Annotated in this window: 15 protein-coding genes; 10 read left to right on the forward strand and 5 right to left on the reverse strand. The window is 65.8% G+C overall.

Annotated features, from left to right (window positions below; all coding sequences use genetic code 11):
* Positions 1 to 62 precede the first annotated feature (62 nt).
* Genes M4J39_RS03605 through M4J39_RS03625 form a run of 5 tightly spaced genes read left to right on the forward strand, consistent with a single transcriptional unit; the run spans position 63 to position 4,812 of the window.
* On the forward strand, positions 63 to 947 hold the full coding sequence (locus tag M4J39_RS03605) for a carbohydrate ABC transporter permease (protein WP_251726422.1): 885 nt from the start codon (positions 63 to 65) through the stop codon (positions 945 to 947).
* A complete protein-coding gene (locus tag M4J39_RS03610; RefSeq protein WP_251726423.1) occupies positions 947 to 1,792 on the forward strand; it encodes a carbohydrate ABC transporter permease in 846 nt (281 codons plus the stop codon). The genes M4J39_RS03605 and M4J39_RS03610 overlap by 1 nt, the downstream gene beginning before the upstream one ends.
* An 18-nt stretch (positions 1,793 to 1,810) precedes the next feature.
* Positions 1,811 to 2,821 (forward strand): SIS domain-containing protein, encoded by a 1,011-nt coding sequence (locus M4J39_RS03615; protein WP_251726424.1) that lies wholly within the window; start codon positions 1,811 to 1,813, stop codon positions 2,819 to 2,821.
* Entirely contained in the window at positions 2,822 to 3,736 is a 915-nt protein-coding gene (locus tag M4J39_RS03620; RefSeq protein WP_251726425.1) for a PfkB family carbohydrate kinase, read from the forward strand. It begins immediately after the preceding gene.
* The gene (locus M4J39_RS03625) at positions 3,733 to 4,812 is read left to right on the forward strand and encodes an ABC transporter ATP-binding protein (protein ID WP_251726426.1); all 1,080 of its coding nucleotides are present in this window, start codon (positions 3,733 to 3,735) and stop codon (positions 4,810 to 4,812) included. Before M4J39_RS03620 ends, M4J39_RS03625 begins: the two co-directional genes overlap by 4 nt.
* On the opposite strand, the gene M4J39_RS03630 is transcribed toward M4J39_RS03625, so the two are convergent.
* On the reverse strand, positions 4,799 to 5,941 hold the full coding sequence (locus M4J39_RS03630) for a PQQ-dependent sugar dehydrogenase (protein WP_251726427.1): 1,143 nt from the start codon (positions 5,939 to 5,941) through the stop codon (positions 4,799 to 4,801). The genes M4J39_RS03625 and M4J39_RS03630 overlap by 14 nt on opposite strands.
* Positions 5,942 to 6,026: 85 nt before the next feature.
* A complete protein-coding gene (locus M4J39_RS03635; protein WP_251726428.1) occupies positions 6,027 to 7,418 on the reverse strand; it encodes an SLC13 family permease in 1,392 nt (463 codons plus the stop codon).
* A gap of 72 nt (positions 7,419 to 7,490) precedes the next feature.
* Here M4J39_RS03635 and M4J39_RS03640 point away from each other — a divergent pair, with 72 nt between their 5' ends.
* On the forward strand, positions 7,491 to 8,324 hold the full coding sequence (locus tag M4J39_RS03640) for a helix-turn-helix transcriptional regulator (RefSeq protein ID WP_251726429.1): 834 nt from the start codon (positions 7,491 to 7,493) through the stop codon (positions 8,322 to 8,324).
* Positions 8,325 to 8,392: 68 nt separating this feature from the next.
* Complete coding sequence (locus tag M4J39_RS03645; protein ID WP_251726430.1) at positions 8,393 to 8,884, forward strand: GNAT family N-acetyltransferase; 492 nt, start codon at positions 8,393 to 8,395, stop codon at positions 8,882 to 8,884.
* A 4-nt stretch (positions 8,885 to 8,888) separates the two neighbouring features.
* On the opposite strand, the gene M4J39_RS03650 is transcribed toward M4J39_RS03645, so the two are convergent.
* Both M4J39_RS03650 and M4J39_RS03655 read right to left on the reverse strand, forming a co-directional pair.
* The gene (locus tag M4J39_RS03650; protein ID WP_251726431.1) at positions 8,889 to 10,826 is read right to left on the reverse strand and encodes a beta-N-acetylhexosaminidase; all 1,938 of its coding nucleotides are present in this window, start codon (positions 10,824 to 10,826) and stop codon (positions 8,889 to 8,891) included.
* A gap of 239 nt (positions 10,827 to 11,065) precedes the next feature.
* Complete coding sequence (locus M4J39_RS03655) at positions 11,066 to 12,280, reverse strand: MFS transporter (protein WP_251726432.1); 1,215 nt, start codon at positions 12,278 to 12,280, stop codon at positions 11,066 to 11,068.
* A 131-nt stretch (positions 12,281 to 12,411) separates the two neighbouring features.
* Here M4J39_RS03655 and M4J39_RS03660 point away from each other — a divergent pair, with 131 nt between their 5' ends.
* Positions 12,412 to 13,311, forward strand: coding sequence for a LysR family transcriptional regulator (locus M4J39_RS03660; protein WP_251726433.1), 900 nt, complete (start codon positions 12,412 to 12,414; stop codon positions 13,309 to 13,311).
* Positions 13,312 to 13,336: 25 nt separating this feature from the next.
* Here M4J39_RS03660 and M4J39_RS03665 read toward each other — a convergent pair whose 3' ends face one another.
* On the reverse strand, positions 13,337 to 14,233 hold the full coding sequence (locus tag M4J39_RS03665) for a helix-turn-helix domain-containing protein (protein WP_251726434.1): 897 nt from the start codon (positions 14,231 to 14,233) through the stop codon (positions 13,337 to 13,339).
* Positions 14,234 to 14,356: 123 nt separating this feature from the next.
* Here M4J39_RS03665 and M4J39_RS03670 point away from each other — a divergent pair, with 123 nt between their 5' ends.
* Positions 14,357 to 17,728, forward strand: coding sequence for a DUF5107 domain-containing protein (locus M4J39_RS03670; RefSeq protein ID WP_251726435.1), 3,372 nt, complete (start codon positions 14,357 to 14,359; stop codon positions 17,726 to 17,728).
* A gap of 10 nt (positions 17,729 to 17,738) precedes the next feature.
* Positions 17,739 to 18,641, forward strand: coding sequence for an aldose 1-epimerase (locus M4J39_RS03675; protein WP_251726436.1), 903 nt, complete (start codon positions 17,739 to 17,741; stop codon positions 18,639 to 18,641).
* Positions 18,642 to 18,670 lie beyond the last annotated feature (29 nt).

Below are 18,670 nucleotides of genomic sequence, written 5' to 3' on the forward strand. Positions count from 1 at the left end.
TCGCACCGGGCGCCCAGGGCGCCCGGTCTCTCCGCCTTTCAGTTATCCGACGAGGACACCGCATGTCTGGCACCTGGATCACAACCCGGGCGTGGCTACTCATGCTGCCGCTCCTCATCGTCATGGTGGCCGTCATCGGCTGGCCCCTGGCCGACACCGTGCATCTGTCCTTCACCGACGCCAAGCTGGTGGGGACGTCCGGCAGCTATGTCGGCTTCGACAATTACGTCCGGCTCCTGTCCGGCAACGCCTTCGGCCGCACCCTCTTCACGACCACCTTCTTCGCGGTGGTTGTCGTGACGACGGAGATGCTGCTCGGCGTGCTCGCAGCGCTCCTGCTCAATCAGCAGTTCCATGGCCGCACGTTGCTGCGGGCCTTGCTGATCCTTCCCTGGGCGCTTCCCACCGTCGTCAACGCCACCCTTTGGCGGCTGATCTACAATCCCGAATACGGCGCCCTCAACGCGGCGCTCACCCAGCTCGGCATTCTCTCGGACTATCGCTCCTGGCTCGGCGAGCCCGGCACCGCCCTGACGGCACTCATCGTCGCCGACTGCTGGAAGAATTTTCCGCTTGTCGCGCTGATCGCACTTGCCGCCTTGCAGGCCGTTCCGCGCGATGTCGTGGCCGCCTCATATGTCGATGGCGCCAACGCCTTCTCACGATTTCGCTTCGTCACGCTGCCCTATCTCGCCGGACCGCTGTTGGTGGCGCTGGTGCTGCGCACCATCGAGGCCTTCAAGGTGTTCGACATCATCTGGGTCATGACGCGCGGCGGCCCCGCCAACTCGACGCGAACCATGTCGATCCTCGTCTACCAGGAGGCCTTTTCCTTCCAGCGAGCGGGCTCGGGCGCCTCGCTCGCCCTGATCGTCACGCTGATCATCACGGTGCTCGCCGTCGCCTACGGCACCATCGTGAAGAAGCTCGCAGGGAGCGCCGCCTGATGGAACGCCAGAGCCCACTCTTTCGCTTCTTCCTGCACATCGCGGCGCTGCTGCTCGCGGCGATCATCCTGGCGCCGCTCGTCTGGCTGTTCGTGATGAGCATTTCGCCGGCCGCCGACCTGGCCGCCAAGCCACTCAGGTGGTGGCCGGAGACCATGGACTTCTCGCGCTACGCCACCCTCCTCTCCACCGTCGAGAACAGTGCCGGCGCCGCTTTCATGGCCAGCCTCCGCAACTCGTTGATGGTGGCCAGCATGGCCACCGTGGCGGCAGTATCGCTCGCCGTGCCCGCCGGCTGGGCGGTGTCGCGCACGCCGTCCGTTGGCTGGTCGCTGTCGCTGGTCATCGCGACCTACATGTTGCCGCCGGTGGCGCTTGCCGTGCCGCTCTACATGGCGCTTGCCAACTTCGGCCTGCTCAACAGCGTGTTCGGCTTGGCCCTCGTCTACCTCACCATTCTCGCCCCCTTTACCACCTGGCTGATGAAGTCCGGGTTCGACGGCATCCCGCGCGAGATCGAACAGGCGGCGGTGATCGATGGCGCCAGCCTCTGGCAGACGCTCAGGATCATCACCCTGCCGCTGGCCCTGCCGGTGGTGGCGACCTCCGCTCTCTTCGCCTTCCTGCTCGGCTGGGACGAGTTCTTCTATGCCCTGCTGTTCACCTCCGACCAGCGGGCCAAGACTCTCACCGTCGCCATCGCCGACTTGGCCGGTGGCCGCGTCTCCGATTACGGCCTGATCGCCACGGCCGGCGTGCTCGCTGCACTGCCGCCGATGCTGGTCGGTATCGTCATGCAGCGGGCGCTGATCTCCGGACTGACCTCCGGCGGCGTCAAGGGCTGAACCCAAAGGACTACGAAAATGACCACTACCCGCCCCGAGAGCCTTGTTGCCATCGATCGCGAAATGGCACGCCAGCACGCCGATGCCCTCGCCTCCTTCGAACAGAACCGCGAGGTTGCCGCTCGCGCCGCCGCGTCGCTCAAGAAGACGGGACGCCTGTTGATGCTCGGCATGGGCGGTTCGCACGCGGTCGCCCGAGCGGTGGAACCCTACTACCGCGCCCTCGGCATCGACGCCGTTTCGCTTCCCGTTTCCGAACAGCTCGCTGCGCCTCTACCGATCAAAGACCGCACCATCTTCGTCACCTCGCAGTCCGGCGAGAGTGTGGAGGTCGTGCGCTGGTTCAAGGAAACCGGCGGTACGGCCGACACATTCGCCCTGACGCTCGAAGGTGGTTCCTTCCTCGGCAAGGCCGCTCCGGCGCTCGTTGCCGCTGGTGGCTCGGAACTGGCTTTCGCCGCCACGCGCAGCCTGACGCTGTCCTTCGCGCTGCATCTCGCCATTCTGGCCGCGCTGGGCGCCGATGCGACGCCGGCACTCGCCGTGCTGAAGGCGCCGGAGACACCCGACGTATCCGCCGCGCTTGCCGCCCTCAAGAACGTCCGCAACGTGGTCACCTCCGGCCGAAGCCTGCAGGGCGTCGCCGAAGCGATCGCCTTGGGTTTCACGGAGCTGTCCCGCCGCCCCTGCTTCTCGCATGAGGGCGGCCAACTTCGTCACGGACCGATGGAGATGCTGTCGCCGGAGATCGGCGCCGTGCTGTTCCGAGCCAAGGATCCGACCTCGCCACTCATTGCCGGCATGGCCGGTGAAATCCTCGCCGCCGGAGCGCCTGTGGTGATCTTCGACGCGTCCGGCGAAGCGCCGGTGTCCGGCGCGGTCACCGTCGCCGTCAAGCCGGCCGTCGGCATGGCAGCCGTTTTCGCACTTTTGCCGGCCGCCCAGACGCTGATAGTCGCCTTCGCCGCCGAGCGCGTCGAGAATGCCGGCACCCCCGTGCGCTCAAACAAGATCACCCGGAGCGAATAAGTGAAGCCGATCGCCGTCATCGGAAACGTCAACGTCGACCTGATCCTCGGCCCGGCGACGCCCTGGCCGCAACCGGGCACCGAGATCATCGTCGACCACGACGAGTTGCGCGTCGGCGGCTGCGCCGGCAACTCGGCCCTAGCGCTCAAGGCGCTCGGTGTGCCCTTCGCGCTGGCGGCCAGCATTGGAAGCGACCGCTTCGGCGCATGGCTGGCTGAAGAGTTTGGCGATCAGTCCGAGCGCTGGCGTGTGCATGCGGAAAACACCACCATCTCCGTCGGCATCACCCACCCCGACGGCGAGCGCACATTCTTCACGACGCTCGGCCACCTGCCGCACTACGGTGCCGCCGACGTTCTGGCCGCCCTCGACGGCGAGGCCCATCGCGCCGGTTATGCGCTGTTCGCCGGGCCGTTCCTGATGCCGCGGCTGGCCGGAGAGTACGACCAGCTTTATGACTGGGCCGATCGTTTCGGCATCCGCGTCGCCCTCGACACCGGCTGGCCGCCCGCCGGCTGGACCCCCGGAGTTGTCGCTTCGGCCAAGGGATGGCTGGCCCGCTCGTCGATCGCCCTCTTCAACGAGGTGGAGACCACATCGATCACCGGACGAAACGACGTGCGTGACGCTGCGCGCGCCATGCTCGACCTGATGCCGGACGGCGCGGTCGCAGTGGTCAAGCGCGGCCCGCATGGCGCTCTCGCTGCGTCCAATGCCGGCCTCGTCGACGTCACGGCGCCCAAGGTCACTGTGATCGACACCATCGGCGCCGGTGACGTGTTCAACGCCGGCTTCCTGGCGGCGCTGGCCGCCGGCAAATCGCTCGAAGAAAGCCTGTCGGCGGGGACGGCCACCGCCTCGCTCGCCGTTTCCACCTACCCCCGCCGCTATGCCCCGCCGGAGACCCGCCAATGAGCGCCCTCGTCGTCGACCATATTCGCAAGTCCTTCGGCGATGTCGAGACGCTGAAAGGCATCGACATTGCGCTCGAGAGCGGCGAGTTCCTGGTGCTGCTCGGCGCCTCCGGCTGCGGCAAGTCTACGCTGCTCAACATCATCGCCGGCCTTGCCGAACCGACCGGCGGCGACATTCGCCTCAATGACCGTTCGCTGATCGGCGTCCATCCCAAGGACCGCGACATCGCCATGGTGTTCCAGTCCTACGCGCTCTACCCGAACCTGTCGGTGCGCCGGAACATCGGCTTCGGCCTCGAGATGCGCAAGGTGCCGGCCGCCGAGCGCGAGAAGGCCGTGCTGGAGGCGGCGCGCCTCCTGCAGATCGAGCCTCTCCTCGACCGCCGGCCAAGCCAGCTCTCCGGCGGCCAGCGTCAGCGCGTCGCCATCGGGCGGGCGCTGGTACGCAACCCCAAACTGTTCCTGTTCGACGAGCCGCTATCGAACCTCGACGCCAAGCTGCGCATGGAAATGCGCACCGAGCTGAAGCGCCTGCATCAGATGATGAAGACCACGGTGGTCTACGTCACCCATGACCAGATCGAGGCGATGACGCTCGCCACCCGCATTGCCGTGATGCGCAACGGCCAGATCGAACAGCTCGGAACGCCCGAAGAGATCTACAACCGGCCGGCCACACTCTACGTCGCCACCTTCGTCGGCGCGCCGCCGATGAACCTGCTCGACGTTCTCGCCACCGACCATGGCCTTCTGGTTGCCGGCAGCGACACGGTCATTCCGCTGCCGCCCGCGCTGCTCGCCAAGATTCCGCAGGAGCGTAACATCAAGCTGGGCATCCGGCCCGAGTGCTTCCGCGCCGAAGCCGAGGGGGGCTTGCCGCTGACGCTTCGCTGCGAAGTGGTGGAGCTCACCGGCCCGGAGCTGATCCTTTCGGGCAGCATCGGCACCCAGCGCCTGGTCGCGACCCTACCGCCGCGTACCCGGGCGATTTCGGGTACTGACGTCACGCTCCTGCTGGATACCGAGGCGCTGCACCTCTTCGATGCCGAAAGCGGCCAGCGTCTCAGCGTGGACTGAGACGCAATAGCCGTCCCGGGCTCGCGTCTTCGATCACCCACACCGCGCCATCCGGGGCCACAGCGACGTCACGGATTCGACCCTCCATGGCAAATCGCTCGTCTTCATGGGCGGCGTCGCCCTTGATGGTCACCCGCGACAGCGTCTGGGTCTTCAGTCCGCCGATCAGGGCAGCGCCCTTCCAGGCCGGGAACAGGTCGCCCTCGTAGAATGCCAGCCCGGCGGGCGCGATTACCGGCGTCCAGTAGAGAGCCGGCTCCTGGAACTCCGGCCGCGTCGGTGGCTTGGGAATGGGCGTGCCGTTGTAGTTGTCGCCATAGGAAACTTCAGGCCAACCGTAATTGACGCCCGGCTCGATGAGGTTCAACTCGTCGCCGCCCTTCGGCCCCATCTCGTGTAGCCACAGGCGCCCGTCGGAGGCGAACGCCAGACCATAAGGGTTGCGATGCCCGGTCGTCCAGGTCTCGGCACGGACGCCGCCCGCATCTGACATCGGGTTGCCCGGCGCCGGCTTGCCGTCGAGCGTCAGGTGCAGCACCTTGCCGAGAGCCAGGTCGGGGTCTTGCGCCGTCTGGGGGCGCATTCGGTCGCCGGAGGTCAGGAACAGCGACTTGCCATCCGGAGCAAAGGCGATGATGCCACCGGGTTGGCCGCCCTTGCCCTTCGGCATCTGCCGCCAGATCACCTCGAGGCCATCGAGCCGCGCCTCGCCTTGCGGCTCGGCCAGCGTCGCACGCGCAAGCACCAGCGAACTGCCGCCATAGCCGGGTTCGACATAGGTGAAGTAGATGCGCCGGCTTTCGGCGAAGTCGGGCGCCAGCGCCACGTCGAGCAAGCCGTTCTGTCCGGAATGCGCCACCTTCGGCAGACCCGACACCTCAACGGGCTCCCCACCCTTGTGATCGACCAGGTACATCCTGCCCGGCTTGGTGGTGACGATCAACCGATCGGCGTCGATGACGGCAATGGCCCATGGCAGATCGAAGCGAGCCACGGTCTGCGACTGGAATGGCAGTTGCGTCGTCGCCTTGTTCGGACCGGCGTTCTCCGGCGCTGCCTTGGCCGTCCCTGTCGCCACGATGGCGGTCGTCGCTGCGGCGATCAGCGCCTTTGCGAGAGTGGAGTGCATGTCGGCGTCTCCCTGAAAAATGGCGGCCACCCCGGCACCATCAAGGAGATTTGGGAAGTCGCGAGCCATTCGCAAGAGATGGGGGCTATAGCCAGCCCAGCAACTTCCACCACAGGAAGTCGATCGGCACCAGAACGACAAGGGTGATCAGCGCCAGGGGCACCGTGACCTTCACGAGATGGTCGAGCCTCTCCCCGGAAAGCTGCATCGCCACCACGAGAGGCCCAACCTGGTAGGGAAACATCACGGTCGAAAACCCGACCACCTGCGTCATCAGCACGGTCATGACCCCGTAACCTGTGAGCGTGGCGAGATCTCCCGCCATCGGCGTCAGCACGGCCGGCGCGCTTGGCACCGTCGTGAACATGCCGGTGAAGAAGGACATGAAGGTCAGCGAGAAGAAGTTGGCGGCATCGTTGCCCGGCGCGAGCGGCAACACGGAGGTCAGGAAGGCGCCCAGCTTGGCACCGAGGCCGGAAGCCCCTACGACAGCTCCGAGCGCCAGAGCACCGGCCACGAACAGGAGCAGGCCGAAGTCGATCGACTGCTTGAAGGCCGGCGGGTTGACCACGCCGATACCGGGCGACAGCAGCAAAACGGCGGCGCCCAGACCGACCCAAGCGGCATTGATGCCATGCAGGCTGTCGGTCATCCACAAGACGAGCGTCAGGATCAGGATGGCAATGACCTTGCCCTGTCCAGCCTTGCCCGGTGCGGCCGTCGCCGCCGTCGTGCCGAGCGGCGTTTCCACCTTTGCAGGGAAAAGCGCCAGAACCAACGCCACGGTGACCACCGCTTTGAGGATGCCCAGCACCGGGTAATGCAGAAACAGATAGTCGGTATAACCGAGGCGGATGCCGAGGATGGTTTCGGCTGAACCGGCCAGCACCATGTTCGGAATGTTGGACGGCAGGATCGCGAAACTCGGCATGTTGCAGCCGATGGCCAGGATCGCGGCGATACCGATGCGCCCGTTGGAGCCTTTTGCAAAGCCGCAGCGGTCGGCCAACGCCATGCCGATCGGGATCATCACCACGGCACGCCCTACCGACGACGGCATCAGGAAACCGAGAAGCATCGAAGCGAGCATCAACCCGCCGATCAGGCGCGGATAGCTGCTCGTCAAAAGCGGGGCGATGATGCCGGCAAGACGACTGTCGAGCCCGGTCGCATTGATGGCCGCGCCGATGACGAAGCCGGAAATGATCAGCCATACCGCCGCCGAGGCGAAGCCCGAGAACACCAGGGGCGCCGGTTGCAGGCCTGCGATCAGAACGGCAGCAAAGAGCAGAAGACTGGCAAAGTAGTTCGGCACCAACGCCGTCGCCCAAAGCCCGAGCGTAACGAGGACGATGGCAAGCGTAAGGCTGCCCGACCGCCCCAACTCGGTCGGAGACACGAACACGAGGGTAGCGGCGGCCAGGATCACGGCGGCAAGAATGAAATGCCTGAGAGTCAGCTGGCCGGGCGAGAACATGACGATATCCTTCGATGAGTCTGATGGAACGGCACCCTATCGGAAAGGCAACGCTGGCGTTAAGATAACATCATGCCAAGAAATGTCGCTGAAACGCCATTCTTCGAACCGTCGCCCATTTCCTACATCCTCGATCCCGCTCGCCCGCTGCTGATCCGCAGCCAGACGCTGATCGCCGGTCGAATCGTGCGGCCGCATGCCCATCCGCGTGGCCAGTATGCCTGGGCCAAGAAAGGCGTGCTGCGAATCATCAGCGATCACTGCGTCTGGATCGTTCCTCCCACACACGCGGTCTGGATACCGAGCGGAACGCGCCATCAGGTGGCAAGCGAGACACCGGCGGAGGTGCGGCACGTCTTCGTCGATCCATCCCGTTCCGTCCGGACCGGGGCCCAACGCCCCCACCGGTGTGCCGTGCTCGCGGTGACGCCGCTGATGCGCGAGCTCACGCTTCGACTGGAGACCTTGCTTGTCGAGGAGACCGACGAAGCGCGCCGGCTACGCTTCTGCGATGTGATGATCGACGAGCTGGATCGCCTCGCCGAGGCGCCGCTGAGCCTTCCCGGCGGGCGCGACTCCCGTCTGGTACGTCTCACCCGTCACCTCGGCGAGCATCCTGAAGACCGCCGCCCTCTCGCCGAACTGGCGAGCTTCGTCGGCGCCAGCACACGCACCCTGGAGCGACTGTTTGCCGCCGAGACCGGACTGACCTATCGCCGCTGGCGGGCTCGGCTTCGCCTTCTCACCGCCATCGAGCGCCTGGAGCGCGGCGAAAGCGTCACCGAGGTTGCGTTGACGCTCGGCTATTCTTCGCCCAGCGCCTTCACGGCGAGCTTCAGGGAGGAGTTCGGTGAACCGCCGCGAACCTTCCTGCAAGGCCAAACGCGGATGGTTCTGGACGCCTAGCTCCCCGCGCTGATACAGCCATCGGAAGGTCGCTGTCGGCCGCCCGATTTCAAGACGAGACTGCAACCATGGACCTTCTGGTGAAGCTCTACGACGTCGTTGCCGACGCCGACCTCGACAGGCGGCTGGCGGACAAGGGCATCGTCATCCGCCGGGCGCTGGCGCCCGAACTCGACACCATCCGCGCCTGGATCGCTTCCCGCTTCAGCGCCGGCTGGGTCAGCGAAACGCAGATCGCCTTCTCGCGCGATCCCAATGCCTGCCTGATCGCGGTGCGGGCCGGCAAGCTGCTGGGATTTGCCTGCTATGACGGGGTCGCCCTCGGCTTCTTCGGGCCGACCGGCGTCGACGAAGCGGCACGTGGCCTCGGCATCGGCAAGGCCCTGCTCATCAGGACGCTGCTGGCCATGCGCGAACGCGGCTACGGCTACGCGGCCATCGGCTGGGCCGGCCCCGTTGACTTCTACGCTCGCACCGTCGGCGCCACTCCCATCCCCGGCTCGGACGGCAGCGTCTACAAGGGGCTGCTCAACCCGCTGCTGCACGCGCCGACCGAATAGACCGTCACAGACTCGGGCAGAAACGGGTCAGCGCGCTGAACCGCTCCCAGTTCTTGTTTGCCGCCGGCGTCCACCCCGCCTCGGCCACGGCAGTAAGACGCGGGAATACCAAGTGGTTGAAGTGGACGCGACTGTCGACCAGCTCGGTCCAGAGGCAGGCCTGGATACCCTTGAGGCGCGGCAGCAGTTCGGCGGGAATATCGTTCCCCACCTCATAGGCATAGGTCGACTCCAGCGAGGTGGCGCCCGCCCAGCTCATGCCGATCTCGTCCCAACCACTGGAATGGGCAATGTCGAGATAGTAGGCCTCGGCTGGCGCCATGACGATGTCGTAGCCGCGCTGGGCGAGACCGGCGCCGATCGCCGCCTTCTGCCAGACGGTGAGAAGCGTGCCCTCTGTCTCGACCCCCTCACCATTGCCAACCTCGTTCCAGCCCGCGAGCTTCCGACCCCGCTCGGCAAGCATGGCCTGTACCCGGCGCATGAAGTGCGATTGCAGCGCCTCGGCACTGTCGATTCCGAGATCGGCCATCAGGCGGGCTGCCAGAGGCGAGGATTGCCAGGCTCCATGCGCTACCTCGTCACCGCCCACATGCAGGTAAGGCGACGGGAACAGGGCCGCGAGATCGTCGAACACGGCTTCAAGCATCGTCCATGTCAGATCGATCGCCGGATTGAGAGCGTTGTTGGCAAACCCTTGAACGGACGCATAGGCGCCGGCCGGCTCATTCCGGTCGGCGAGCGCCGGCAGCGCGGCAAGCGCGGCGGTGCTATGGCCGGGAATGTCGATCTCCGGCACGATCTCGATGTTGAGCTGGCTGGCACGGCAAACCAGCGCTCGCACGTCGGCGTGGCTATAGAAGCCGCTACTTGGCTGCGCACCGTCGCCGAGTTGCGGCGGCAACGCCGCGTCCGGCCCGCGCACAGACCCGACTGAGGTCAGCTCCGGGTAGCCACGGATCTCAAGCCGCCAAGCCTCGTCATCGGTGAGATGCCAGTGGAAGACGTTGATCCGGAGATAGGCGAGGCAGTCGAGGAAGCGGGCGATATCGCCGACGGGGAAGAAACGGCGGGCTGTATCGAGATGGCAGCCGCGCCAGGCAAAGCGTGGCCGATCGGCAATGTGACCATCCGCCGGAAAGCGGAAGCCACCGCCGGCCCTGGCGGCGCGCAACAGCTGCCCCAGCGCCGTCAGGGCATATTGCCGGCCGGCAGCGTCGGCCGCCGTGATCAGGATATCGGTGGCGCGGAAATCCAGTCGATAGCCTTCCCGGTCGAGCGATGCATCACTGGCAAAGCGTAGCAGACGGTCATCCGGCAGCGCCGTCAGCGAGAAAGGTGCAGGCTCGATCGGAAACAGGCGGCGAAACAGCGCGGTCACCGCGGACACCGCCGACAGTTCGTCGGCCGTCGCACCCTCGGCCGGCACCAGGTAGCCCGGCAAGAGGTCGGATGGAACCATTTCCACTTCGGCCGGCCAAGGTATCAGCGCGAACGGCTGAGCGGCCATGGCACCGGATACAGACCTCTCGCCGGACGTCTCGCGCCGGAGATCCCCGACGAACACCGCCCGGCGCACGCCGTCGGCCTCGGTCAGGTAGGCCGAAACGATCCCCTCCCCGCGATGCTGCGGCTCTCCGGTGATGCCGCCGAGCGAGAATCGCCACGCACTGCCCGGCACGAGGCGGAAACCCTCCGGCGGCGCGACCTCGTGGTAATACCCCCGCCGGTCGAGAAGGTGCACATTGTCGGCGGATGGATCGCGTTCGACAAATCGAAGCGTGGTGAAGACGAGGCGGAAGCCCTCGACCGGCACGGCGCCGGTATTGCGGAGCTCGAACACGAAACGGCCGGCTGGATCCCCTTCCGACGGTTGCCAAAGGCAATCGAGATGGAAACAAGCCGCTTCGGGAGCGCCGGGCGCCCCTTGCTGGTTGGTCATCAAAACTCCTCCCAACGCGAGCCCGAGCCCCGCTGCCGTGCCCGCTGTCGCATCGGAGCCAGCCGGTCAGTTCCAGGCTCGGTCCGATCGCCGTCGCCGATTGGACGGCAGCGACGAGCAAGGCGCAAGCTCGCCGTGCATCCGAGGAACAGAAAAGTCGGCGGACGTACGCCCCTCCGCAGAGCGGAACAACCGCCGCAAATGCATGGCGTCGCCCCGGATCGAGAGAGAACTCCCTATCAGACCACCGGGCGCTCTGCCTGGGTATCGGGGGCTCGCGTCTTCCTTTCGAGAAGCAGCGAGACGACGAACACCGCCGCCCCGACCAGGCCGAGCGCCGCGCCCACCCAGCCCGTCGAGGCCCAGCCGTAACCGGCGGCGATCGAAACGCCGCCAAGCCAGGCGCCGAGCGCATTGGCGGTATTGAAGGCCGAATGATTGAGCGCGGCGGCCAGCGTCTGGGCATCCTTGCCCACGTCCATCAGGCGGGTCTGGAGGGTCGGGACCACCGCAAACCCGGTACCGATGAGAAAGACGACGATGACCGCCATCACCGGCTGGCGCACCGCCACGGTGAACAACACCAGAACCAGCACGTTCCAGGCCATCAGGCCACCGATCGTCGGCAGTAGCGCCCGATCGGCCAGTTTCGGCCCCACGATATTGCCGGCAATCATGCCGGCACCGAACACGCTGAGCACGAAGGGCACGGCGCTTTCGGGAATGTGCGACACGTTGACGAGCGTCGGGGTGATGTAGCTGAACACGGCGAACATGCCGCCAAAGCCCGTCGCACCGATGGCGAGCGTCAGCCAGACCTGCACCTCGCGCAGGGCGCCCAGCTCCCGCAACGGGCTCGCGCCGCGTTCGGGGCGATCGCGGGGAACACACACGGAAACCAGCGCCACCGTCATCAAGCCCAACGCCCCCACGATGGCGAAGGCAACGCGCCAGCCGAGCACCTGGCCCGCCCAGGTCGCCACCGGCGTGCCGACAAGCGTCGCGATCGTCAGCCCCAGCATGACGCGGCCGACGGCGCGGGCGCGCCCGTCGGGACCTGCCATGCCCGCCGCCACCAGGGCAGCAACCCCAAAATAGGCGCCATGCGGCAAGCCGCTTACGAACCTCAGAACCACCAGGCTGACAAAACTCGGCGCCAGTGCGCTGGCAAGGTTCCCCAGGGCGAAGATGCCCATCAGGATCAGCAGCAGGACGCGCCGCGACAGTTTCGCGCCAACGACGGCGATCAACGGTGCTCCAACCACCACGCCGAGGGCATAGGCGCTGATGATCCGGCCGGCGGCGGGTACGGTGACCTGCCAGCCGTCGGCGACGTCAGGCAGAAAACCCATGGCGGCGAACTCGCCGGTACCAATGGCAAAGGCGCCGATGGCCATTGCGAACTCGGCAATCGTCGCGGCGCTGAAGAGGGACGTCCTGGCGGCTGTGTTCATCGGAACCAATCAGACTGGCGATCGCGCGGGACATCCCGGAATCGATCATTGAAGCGCCAACCTAGGTTTGATTTTGCTGCGAATAAACATGTGGTATCGGAAGGATCACTCGGAAATTCCGGAAGATAGATATGCGAACGGACCTGGAAATGGCGGCGCTGGCGGCCATCGTGCGACACGGCAGCCTGTCTGCTGCGGCAAGGCATCTGGGCCTCTCGGTCTCGGTGATATCGGACCGCCTGACCAGCCTTGAAACCCGGCTCGGCGTTCGGCTGATCGCCAGGACGACGCGACGCCAGTCCCTCACAGAGGCCGGGCGCCTCTATCTCACGGAAATGGAGCCCATTCTCGCAGCCATCGACGATCTCGAAATACGCGTTCGCGACCTGTCGGCCACTCCCAGGGGAACGCTGCGGGTCACCGCGCCAATGCCAATCGGCCGCCGTTGGATCGCCCCCTTCGTCGGAGACTTCATTACCCGCTATCCAGATATCCATCTCAAACTGGTGCTGGAGGATCGATATGTCGATATCGTCGGGGAAGGCTTCGACGTCGCCATTCGCGGCGGCCCCGCCGTCGAGTCGGAGTTCACCGGCCGTTTTCTGGCCTCGACCCGCAGGGTCACCGTCGCCAGCCCCGACTATCTGAAGGTTCGCGGCATTCCCGAACAACCCGACGACCTCGCAGCACACGACTGCCTCATCTTCAACGCCGGCGGTCATTTCCACGCCGACTGGCGCTTCGGGCGCGGCGAGGCGTCGACGATCGTGCGAGTATCGGCGCGACTTGCGACCAGCAGTTCCGAGCTGCCGGTGACGTGGGCGGTGGCCGGCCTGGGTCTGACGCAGAAGTCACTCTGGGAGGTTCAGGAGCACATCGACGAGGGACGCCTCGTCATCGTCCTCGACGCCTTCGAACCGGATCCGGCGTCGTTCTTTGCCATCCATCCGGTCAGCCGGTCACAGTCCCGACTGCTCTCTCTTTTCATCGGAGAACTGGCCGCCTTTCTGAAACCGCGCTTTGCATCCTGACCACGGCGGCCGGAAACGAACGCCGTCACCCCTTCCGCAATGCCCGATACTGCGTCGGCGAGCTGTCGTGCACGCGCCGGAAGCAGCGGGAGAAATACAAGGGGTCGTCGAAGCCGAGATCGGCGGCGATGGCCTTGACCGACTGGTCGGTGGTGTCGAGCAGGAAACAGGCGCGCTGGATCTTCAGGCGGATGAAGAAGTCGAGCACGGTAAAGCCGGTCCGCTTCTTGAACACCGCAGCCAGATGCGACGATGACAGGTTGGCCTCGCGCGCCAGTTCGTCGACCTTCAACGACCGGCCGAGGTTGCCCTGCATCACATCGATCACGCGACGAATGCGCTGGTCGAGATTGTCGTCGCGGTTGGGCGATCGGTGGCGAAGAACCACGAGATGGGTGACGAGTTGCCCGAGCGCCATCGAGGCCGACAGCAGGTTGTCCGGCGTATAGCCTCGCCCGAGGATCGACAGCATCTTCTCGAACAGCGTCGGAATGGCCGGATCGCGCCCCGGATGCAGAAGTGGCTCCTCCGGATCGAGTTCCAGCAGGTCGGGCAGTAGCGCCACCTTGGCCCCGTCGAGATGCACCCAGTAGATCGTCCATGGATCGGCCGGGTCGGCGCCATAGGCATGCCCCACTCCGGCCGGTGCCAACAGAGCTTGCCCCGGCCGGATGCGCAGGCTGACGTCGCCGACGCGCCCCCACCCGCAACCGTCGGTGCAATAGATCAGCACCGACTGGGAAATGCCTTCCGGCCGCTCCACGAAGTGCCATTGGGCGCGCGGATAATGGCCGACGTCACTCGGCAGCAGCTCGATCAGCGGTTGACCGTCCAGCCAGCCGGACACCACCGGACGCGGCAGAACGATCGAGCGCTGACCTGGAAAACCCTCTTTGATCCGCTGTTCGCCATCTTCCGACATGGGGTGACGTTATCAGAGTATCCTCCATGATGTCCATCGTTACCGCTATTCACGCGGATGGGGGCGACGCCTAGCGTTCCGACAATGACAAGTCCCCGGCTCCGGGATGGGAAGGAACGCGCCATGAAACAAGTCGAACTCCCCGCAGCGCCCGAGGCGCTCGCCGGACCGGTCAGGGCATGGTCGGCGCCGCTCGTCATCCCCACCTACGAGCCCGCCCCCGCCGACCGCAACCCGATGTTCCTCGAGAAGCGGGTGTTCCAGGGATCGAGCGGCCGCGTCTATCCCCTGCCCTTCTTCGACCGCATCGCCCCCGAACTGCGCGAGAAGAGCTGGACCGCGCTGCATATCGAGAACGAGTATCTCCGCGTCACCGTTCTCCCCGAGCTTGGCGGCCGCATCTATGCCGTCGTCGACAAGACGAATGGCTACGATCTCGTCTATCGCAATCGGGTCATCAAGCCGGCTCTCGTCGGCCTGGCCGGGCCCTGGCTGTCCGGCGGCATCGAGTTCAACTGGCCGCAGCATCACCGCCCCAGCACCTACATGCCGACGGCTTGGGAAATCGTCGAGGAAGTCGACGGATCGCGCGTCATCTGGTTGTCCGAGCACGAGCCGATGAACCGCATGAAGGGCATGCACGGCGTACGCCTGAGCCCCGGCAAGGCCAGCCTCGAACTTGCAGTTCGCCTGCACAATCGCACCGAGCTGACCCAGACCTTCCTGTGGTGGGCGAATGTCGCCACCGAAGTGCACGAGGACTATCAGAGCTTCTTCCCGGAAGACGTCCACTTCATCGCCGACCATGCCAAGCGCGCGACATCGGCCTTTCCCGGCTGCGAGGGGCACTACTACGGCGTCGACTATGCTGCCCGCGCCAGGGATGGCGTCCCCGCCGAGGAAACGCCGGGGCAGTTCGTGCCCAAGCGGGGCTATGCCCCCAATGACCTCCGCTGGTACTCCAATATTCCCGTGCCGACGAGCTACATGTGCCTCGGTTCACGCGACGATTTCTTCGGCGGATACGATCATGCCGCCGATGCGGGAATCGTCCATGTCGCCAACCACCACATATCCCCCGGCAAGAAGCAGTGGACGTGGGGCAACCACGAGTTCGGCTACGCCTGGGACCGGAACCTGACAGAGCCCGACGAGAACGGCATCTGCTGGCCCTACATCGAGATCATGGCCGGCGTCTACACCGACAACCAGCCCGACTTTTCCTTCCTCGCACCCGGCGAGACCAAGTCCTTCTCGCAGTACTGGTATCCGATCCGTCAAATAGGGGCCGCGGCAGCAGCCACTCTCAAGGCCGCCATCGGCCTGAAGCTCGCGGGTTCCAAGTTGACGATCGGCGTTCAGGCAACCGAGGCGGTAGCCGGCGCGCGCATTACCGTCTCGGTCGGCGGCCAGACGCTTGCCGACCGTACCGCCGATCTCGATCCGACCTTGCCGCTCATCCTCCCTGTCGACCTCGCCGAGGGCGTCGACAGCGCCGACGTCCGCATCACCGTAAAAAAGGATGGCATGACGCTGGTCGAACGCCGTCCGGTTGACCGGGGCGAAGTAACCATTCCGCCGCCCGCCACGGAGCCGCCACCACCCGCCGAGATCGAAAGCACCGACGAACTCTGGATGACCGGCGTTCATCTCGACCAGTACCGCCACGCTACACGTCCCGCCGACATCTACTGGCGCGAAGCGCTTCGTCGCGACCCGGGGGACAGCCGATGCAACACGGCGCTCGGCATCTGGCACCTGAGGCGGGGCGAGTTCGCAACCGCTAAGGCTTGCTTCCGCAAGGCGATCGAGCGACTGACCCGGCGCAATCCGAACCCGTCGACCGGCGAAGCCCATTATCATCTCGGCATTGCCCTGCGCCATCTGGGCCAGATCGATGCGGCTTATGATGCTCTCTACAAGGCGACTTGGAACGCCGCCTGGCGCGGCCCGGCGCATCTGGCGCTGGCCGAAATCGACGGGACGCGTGGCGCCTTTGTCGACGCGCTGAACCACGTCGAGGAAGCGCTCCGCCATGATGTCGAGAACTCCGTTGCTCGCAACCTTCGCGCGGCGTTGCTTTTCAAGCTTGGCCGAGCCGGCGAAGCCGACACCCTTGTCGCCGAAACATTGGCCCGCGACCCGCTCGACGCCCGCGCCCGCGCACTGAAGGGCCAGCCGTTCGACGGCGACGACCAGCTCCATCTCGACGTCGCCATCGAGGCGGCACGCGGCGGCTTCGTTGCCGATGCGCTGTCGCTGCTCGAAGCCCGCATCGATACCTGCGGCGCCAGCGCATCGCCGCTTCTTCACTATCATGCCGCCCTTCTCGCCAGCCGGCTTGGAAAGGGGACGGAGCCCTATCTGGCCGCCGCCGCCAAGGCGTCGCCGGACTACTGCTTCCCATCCCGGCTCGAAGACATCGCCGCGCTGGAAACGGCAATCGCCATGAACCCCAGCGATGGTCGCGCGCCCTGCTATCTCGGCTACCTCCTCTACGATCGCCGCCGCCACGCCGACGCGATCGCCATGTGGGAGAAAGCCGTTGCCATCGACCCCTCCTGGTCGATCCCCTGGCGCAACCTCGGCATCGGCTACTTCAACATCGAGGGCTCGGAGGAGAAGGCCGTCGCCGCTTACGACAAGGCGCTGGCCGCCGCGCCATCCGACGCCCGCCTCGTCTACGAGCGCGATCAACTCTGGAAGCGCATCGGCCGTTCACCGGCCGAGCGCCTTGCCGAGCTGGAAAGCCGGCTCGACCTGGTGGCTTGCCGCGACGATCTCAGCGTCGAGCTTTCCTCTCTCTACAATCAGTTAGGTCAACCTGAGAAGTCGGCCCCACTGATTGCCGGTCGCCTGTTCCAGCCCTGGGAAGGTGGCGAGGGCCTCGCCCTCGATCAGTGGGTGCGCTGTCGTCTCGGCCTTGGTCGCAGGGCACTTGCGGCCGGTGACGCCGAAAAGGCAGTCGCCGAGTTCCAGGCGGCACTCCATCCACCGCACTCGCTTGGCGAGGCGCGGCACCTCCTCGCCAACCAGAGTGACATTCATTACTGGCTGGGCAAGGCGCTCGCCGACGCCGGTCGAAGCGAAGAGGCAAGCCGCTGGCTGACCCTGGCCGCCGAATTCACGGGTGACTTCCTTGGCATGGAGGTGCGCGCCTATTCGGAGAAGACCTTCTTCTCCGCCCTGTCGCTGCTGGCGCTCGGCCGCAAGGCAGAGGCTGAAGAACTGCTCGGCCAACTCCGCGCCTACGCCGAGGAGACGATGAAGACCCCGGCGAAGATCGACTATTTCGCCACCTCTCTGCCGACCATGCTGCTGTTCGATGACGACCTTCAGCTTCGTCGGCGCGTCTCAGCCCACGTCATGCTCGCCGAAGCGGCCATCGGCCTCGGCGATAACGAAAAAGGTCGCGAGCACCTTCAGGCTGCCCTGAAGCTGGACCCCAACCACGCGCTCGCGGCCGACCTCCTCAGCGATCTTCCCAATAGCTGAGGAGGCACCCATGAACGTGCTGCGCCTTGAAACCGATGTCGCCGAGTTGACGCTCTCGACGCAAGGCGCAGCCGTTCTCGGCTGGAATCTGAACACTGGCACCGGCCGTCTGCCCCTCCTTCGCCCGGCGCGACACGGCGGCAACGGCGCCCCCGACGAAACCGCCGCCTTCCCGTTGGTGCCCTACGGAAACCGGATCGGTGGCAACGCCTTTTCCTTTGCCGGACATGACTATCGGCTGCTTCCCAACGCCGGCGACCGCCATCGGCTGCATGGCGACGGCTGGTTGTCCGATTGGGAAATCGAGACAGCGGGGGAGCGCAGCGCTACGCTCGCCCTTCGTCACACCTCCGGCAACGCAGCCCCTTGGGACTATCTCGCCCGTCAAACGATAGCACTCGATGGAGCAGAGCTGGCGCTGACCCTATCGGTGCGGAACACCGGCGAGACCACCCTGCCCTTCGGTCTCGGCTGGCACCCCTATTTTCCGCTGACCCCGCGCATGCGACTGACGGCTCCCGCCTCGTCCGTCTGGCTCGAAGACGCCGATCATCTCCCCACCGAGGAAGTCCCTCTTCCCGCCGACCTCGACTTTCGAAAGGCGGCGCCACTGCCCGAGCGCTGGATCAACAACGGCTTCGAAGACTGGAACGGCTGCGCCCGCATCGACTGGCCCGAGCGTCGACTGATGCTGACGATCGATGCCGATCCCATCTTCTCCCGCTATGTCGTCTACCGCCCAGATGCCGACCGCGACCCCACCTATGCCGGCGACTGGTTCTGTCTCGAGCCAATGACGCATACCATCAACGGCTTCGCATCGCCTGCGCTGGGCGGACTTCGCATGCTGGAACCCGACGCCGTGCTCGAAGGCCGGATTGCGCTCAGGGCTCTGATGCGGCGAACCGGCTGACACCGAGCGGCGAGACGAAGGGCGATCGC

Source organism: Pleomorphomonas sp. NRK KF1 (assembly GCF_023721755.1).
Taxonomy (GTDB): Bacteria; Pseudomonadota; Alphaproteobacteria; order Rhizobiales; family Pleomorphomonadaceae; genus Pleomorphomonas.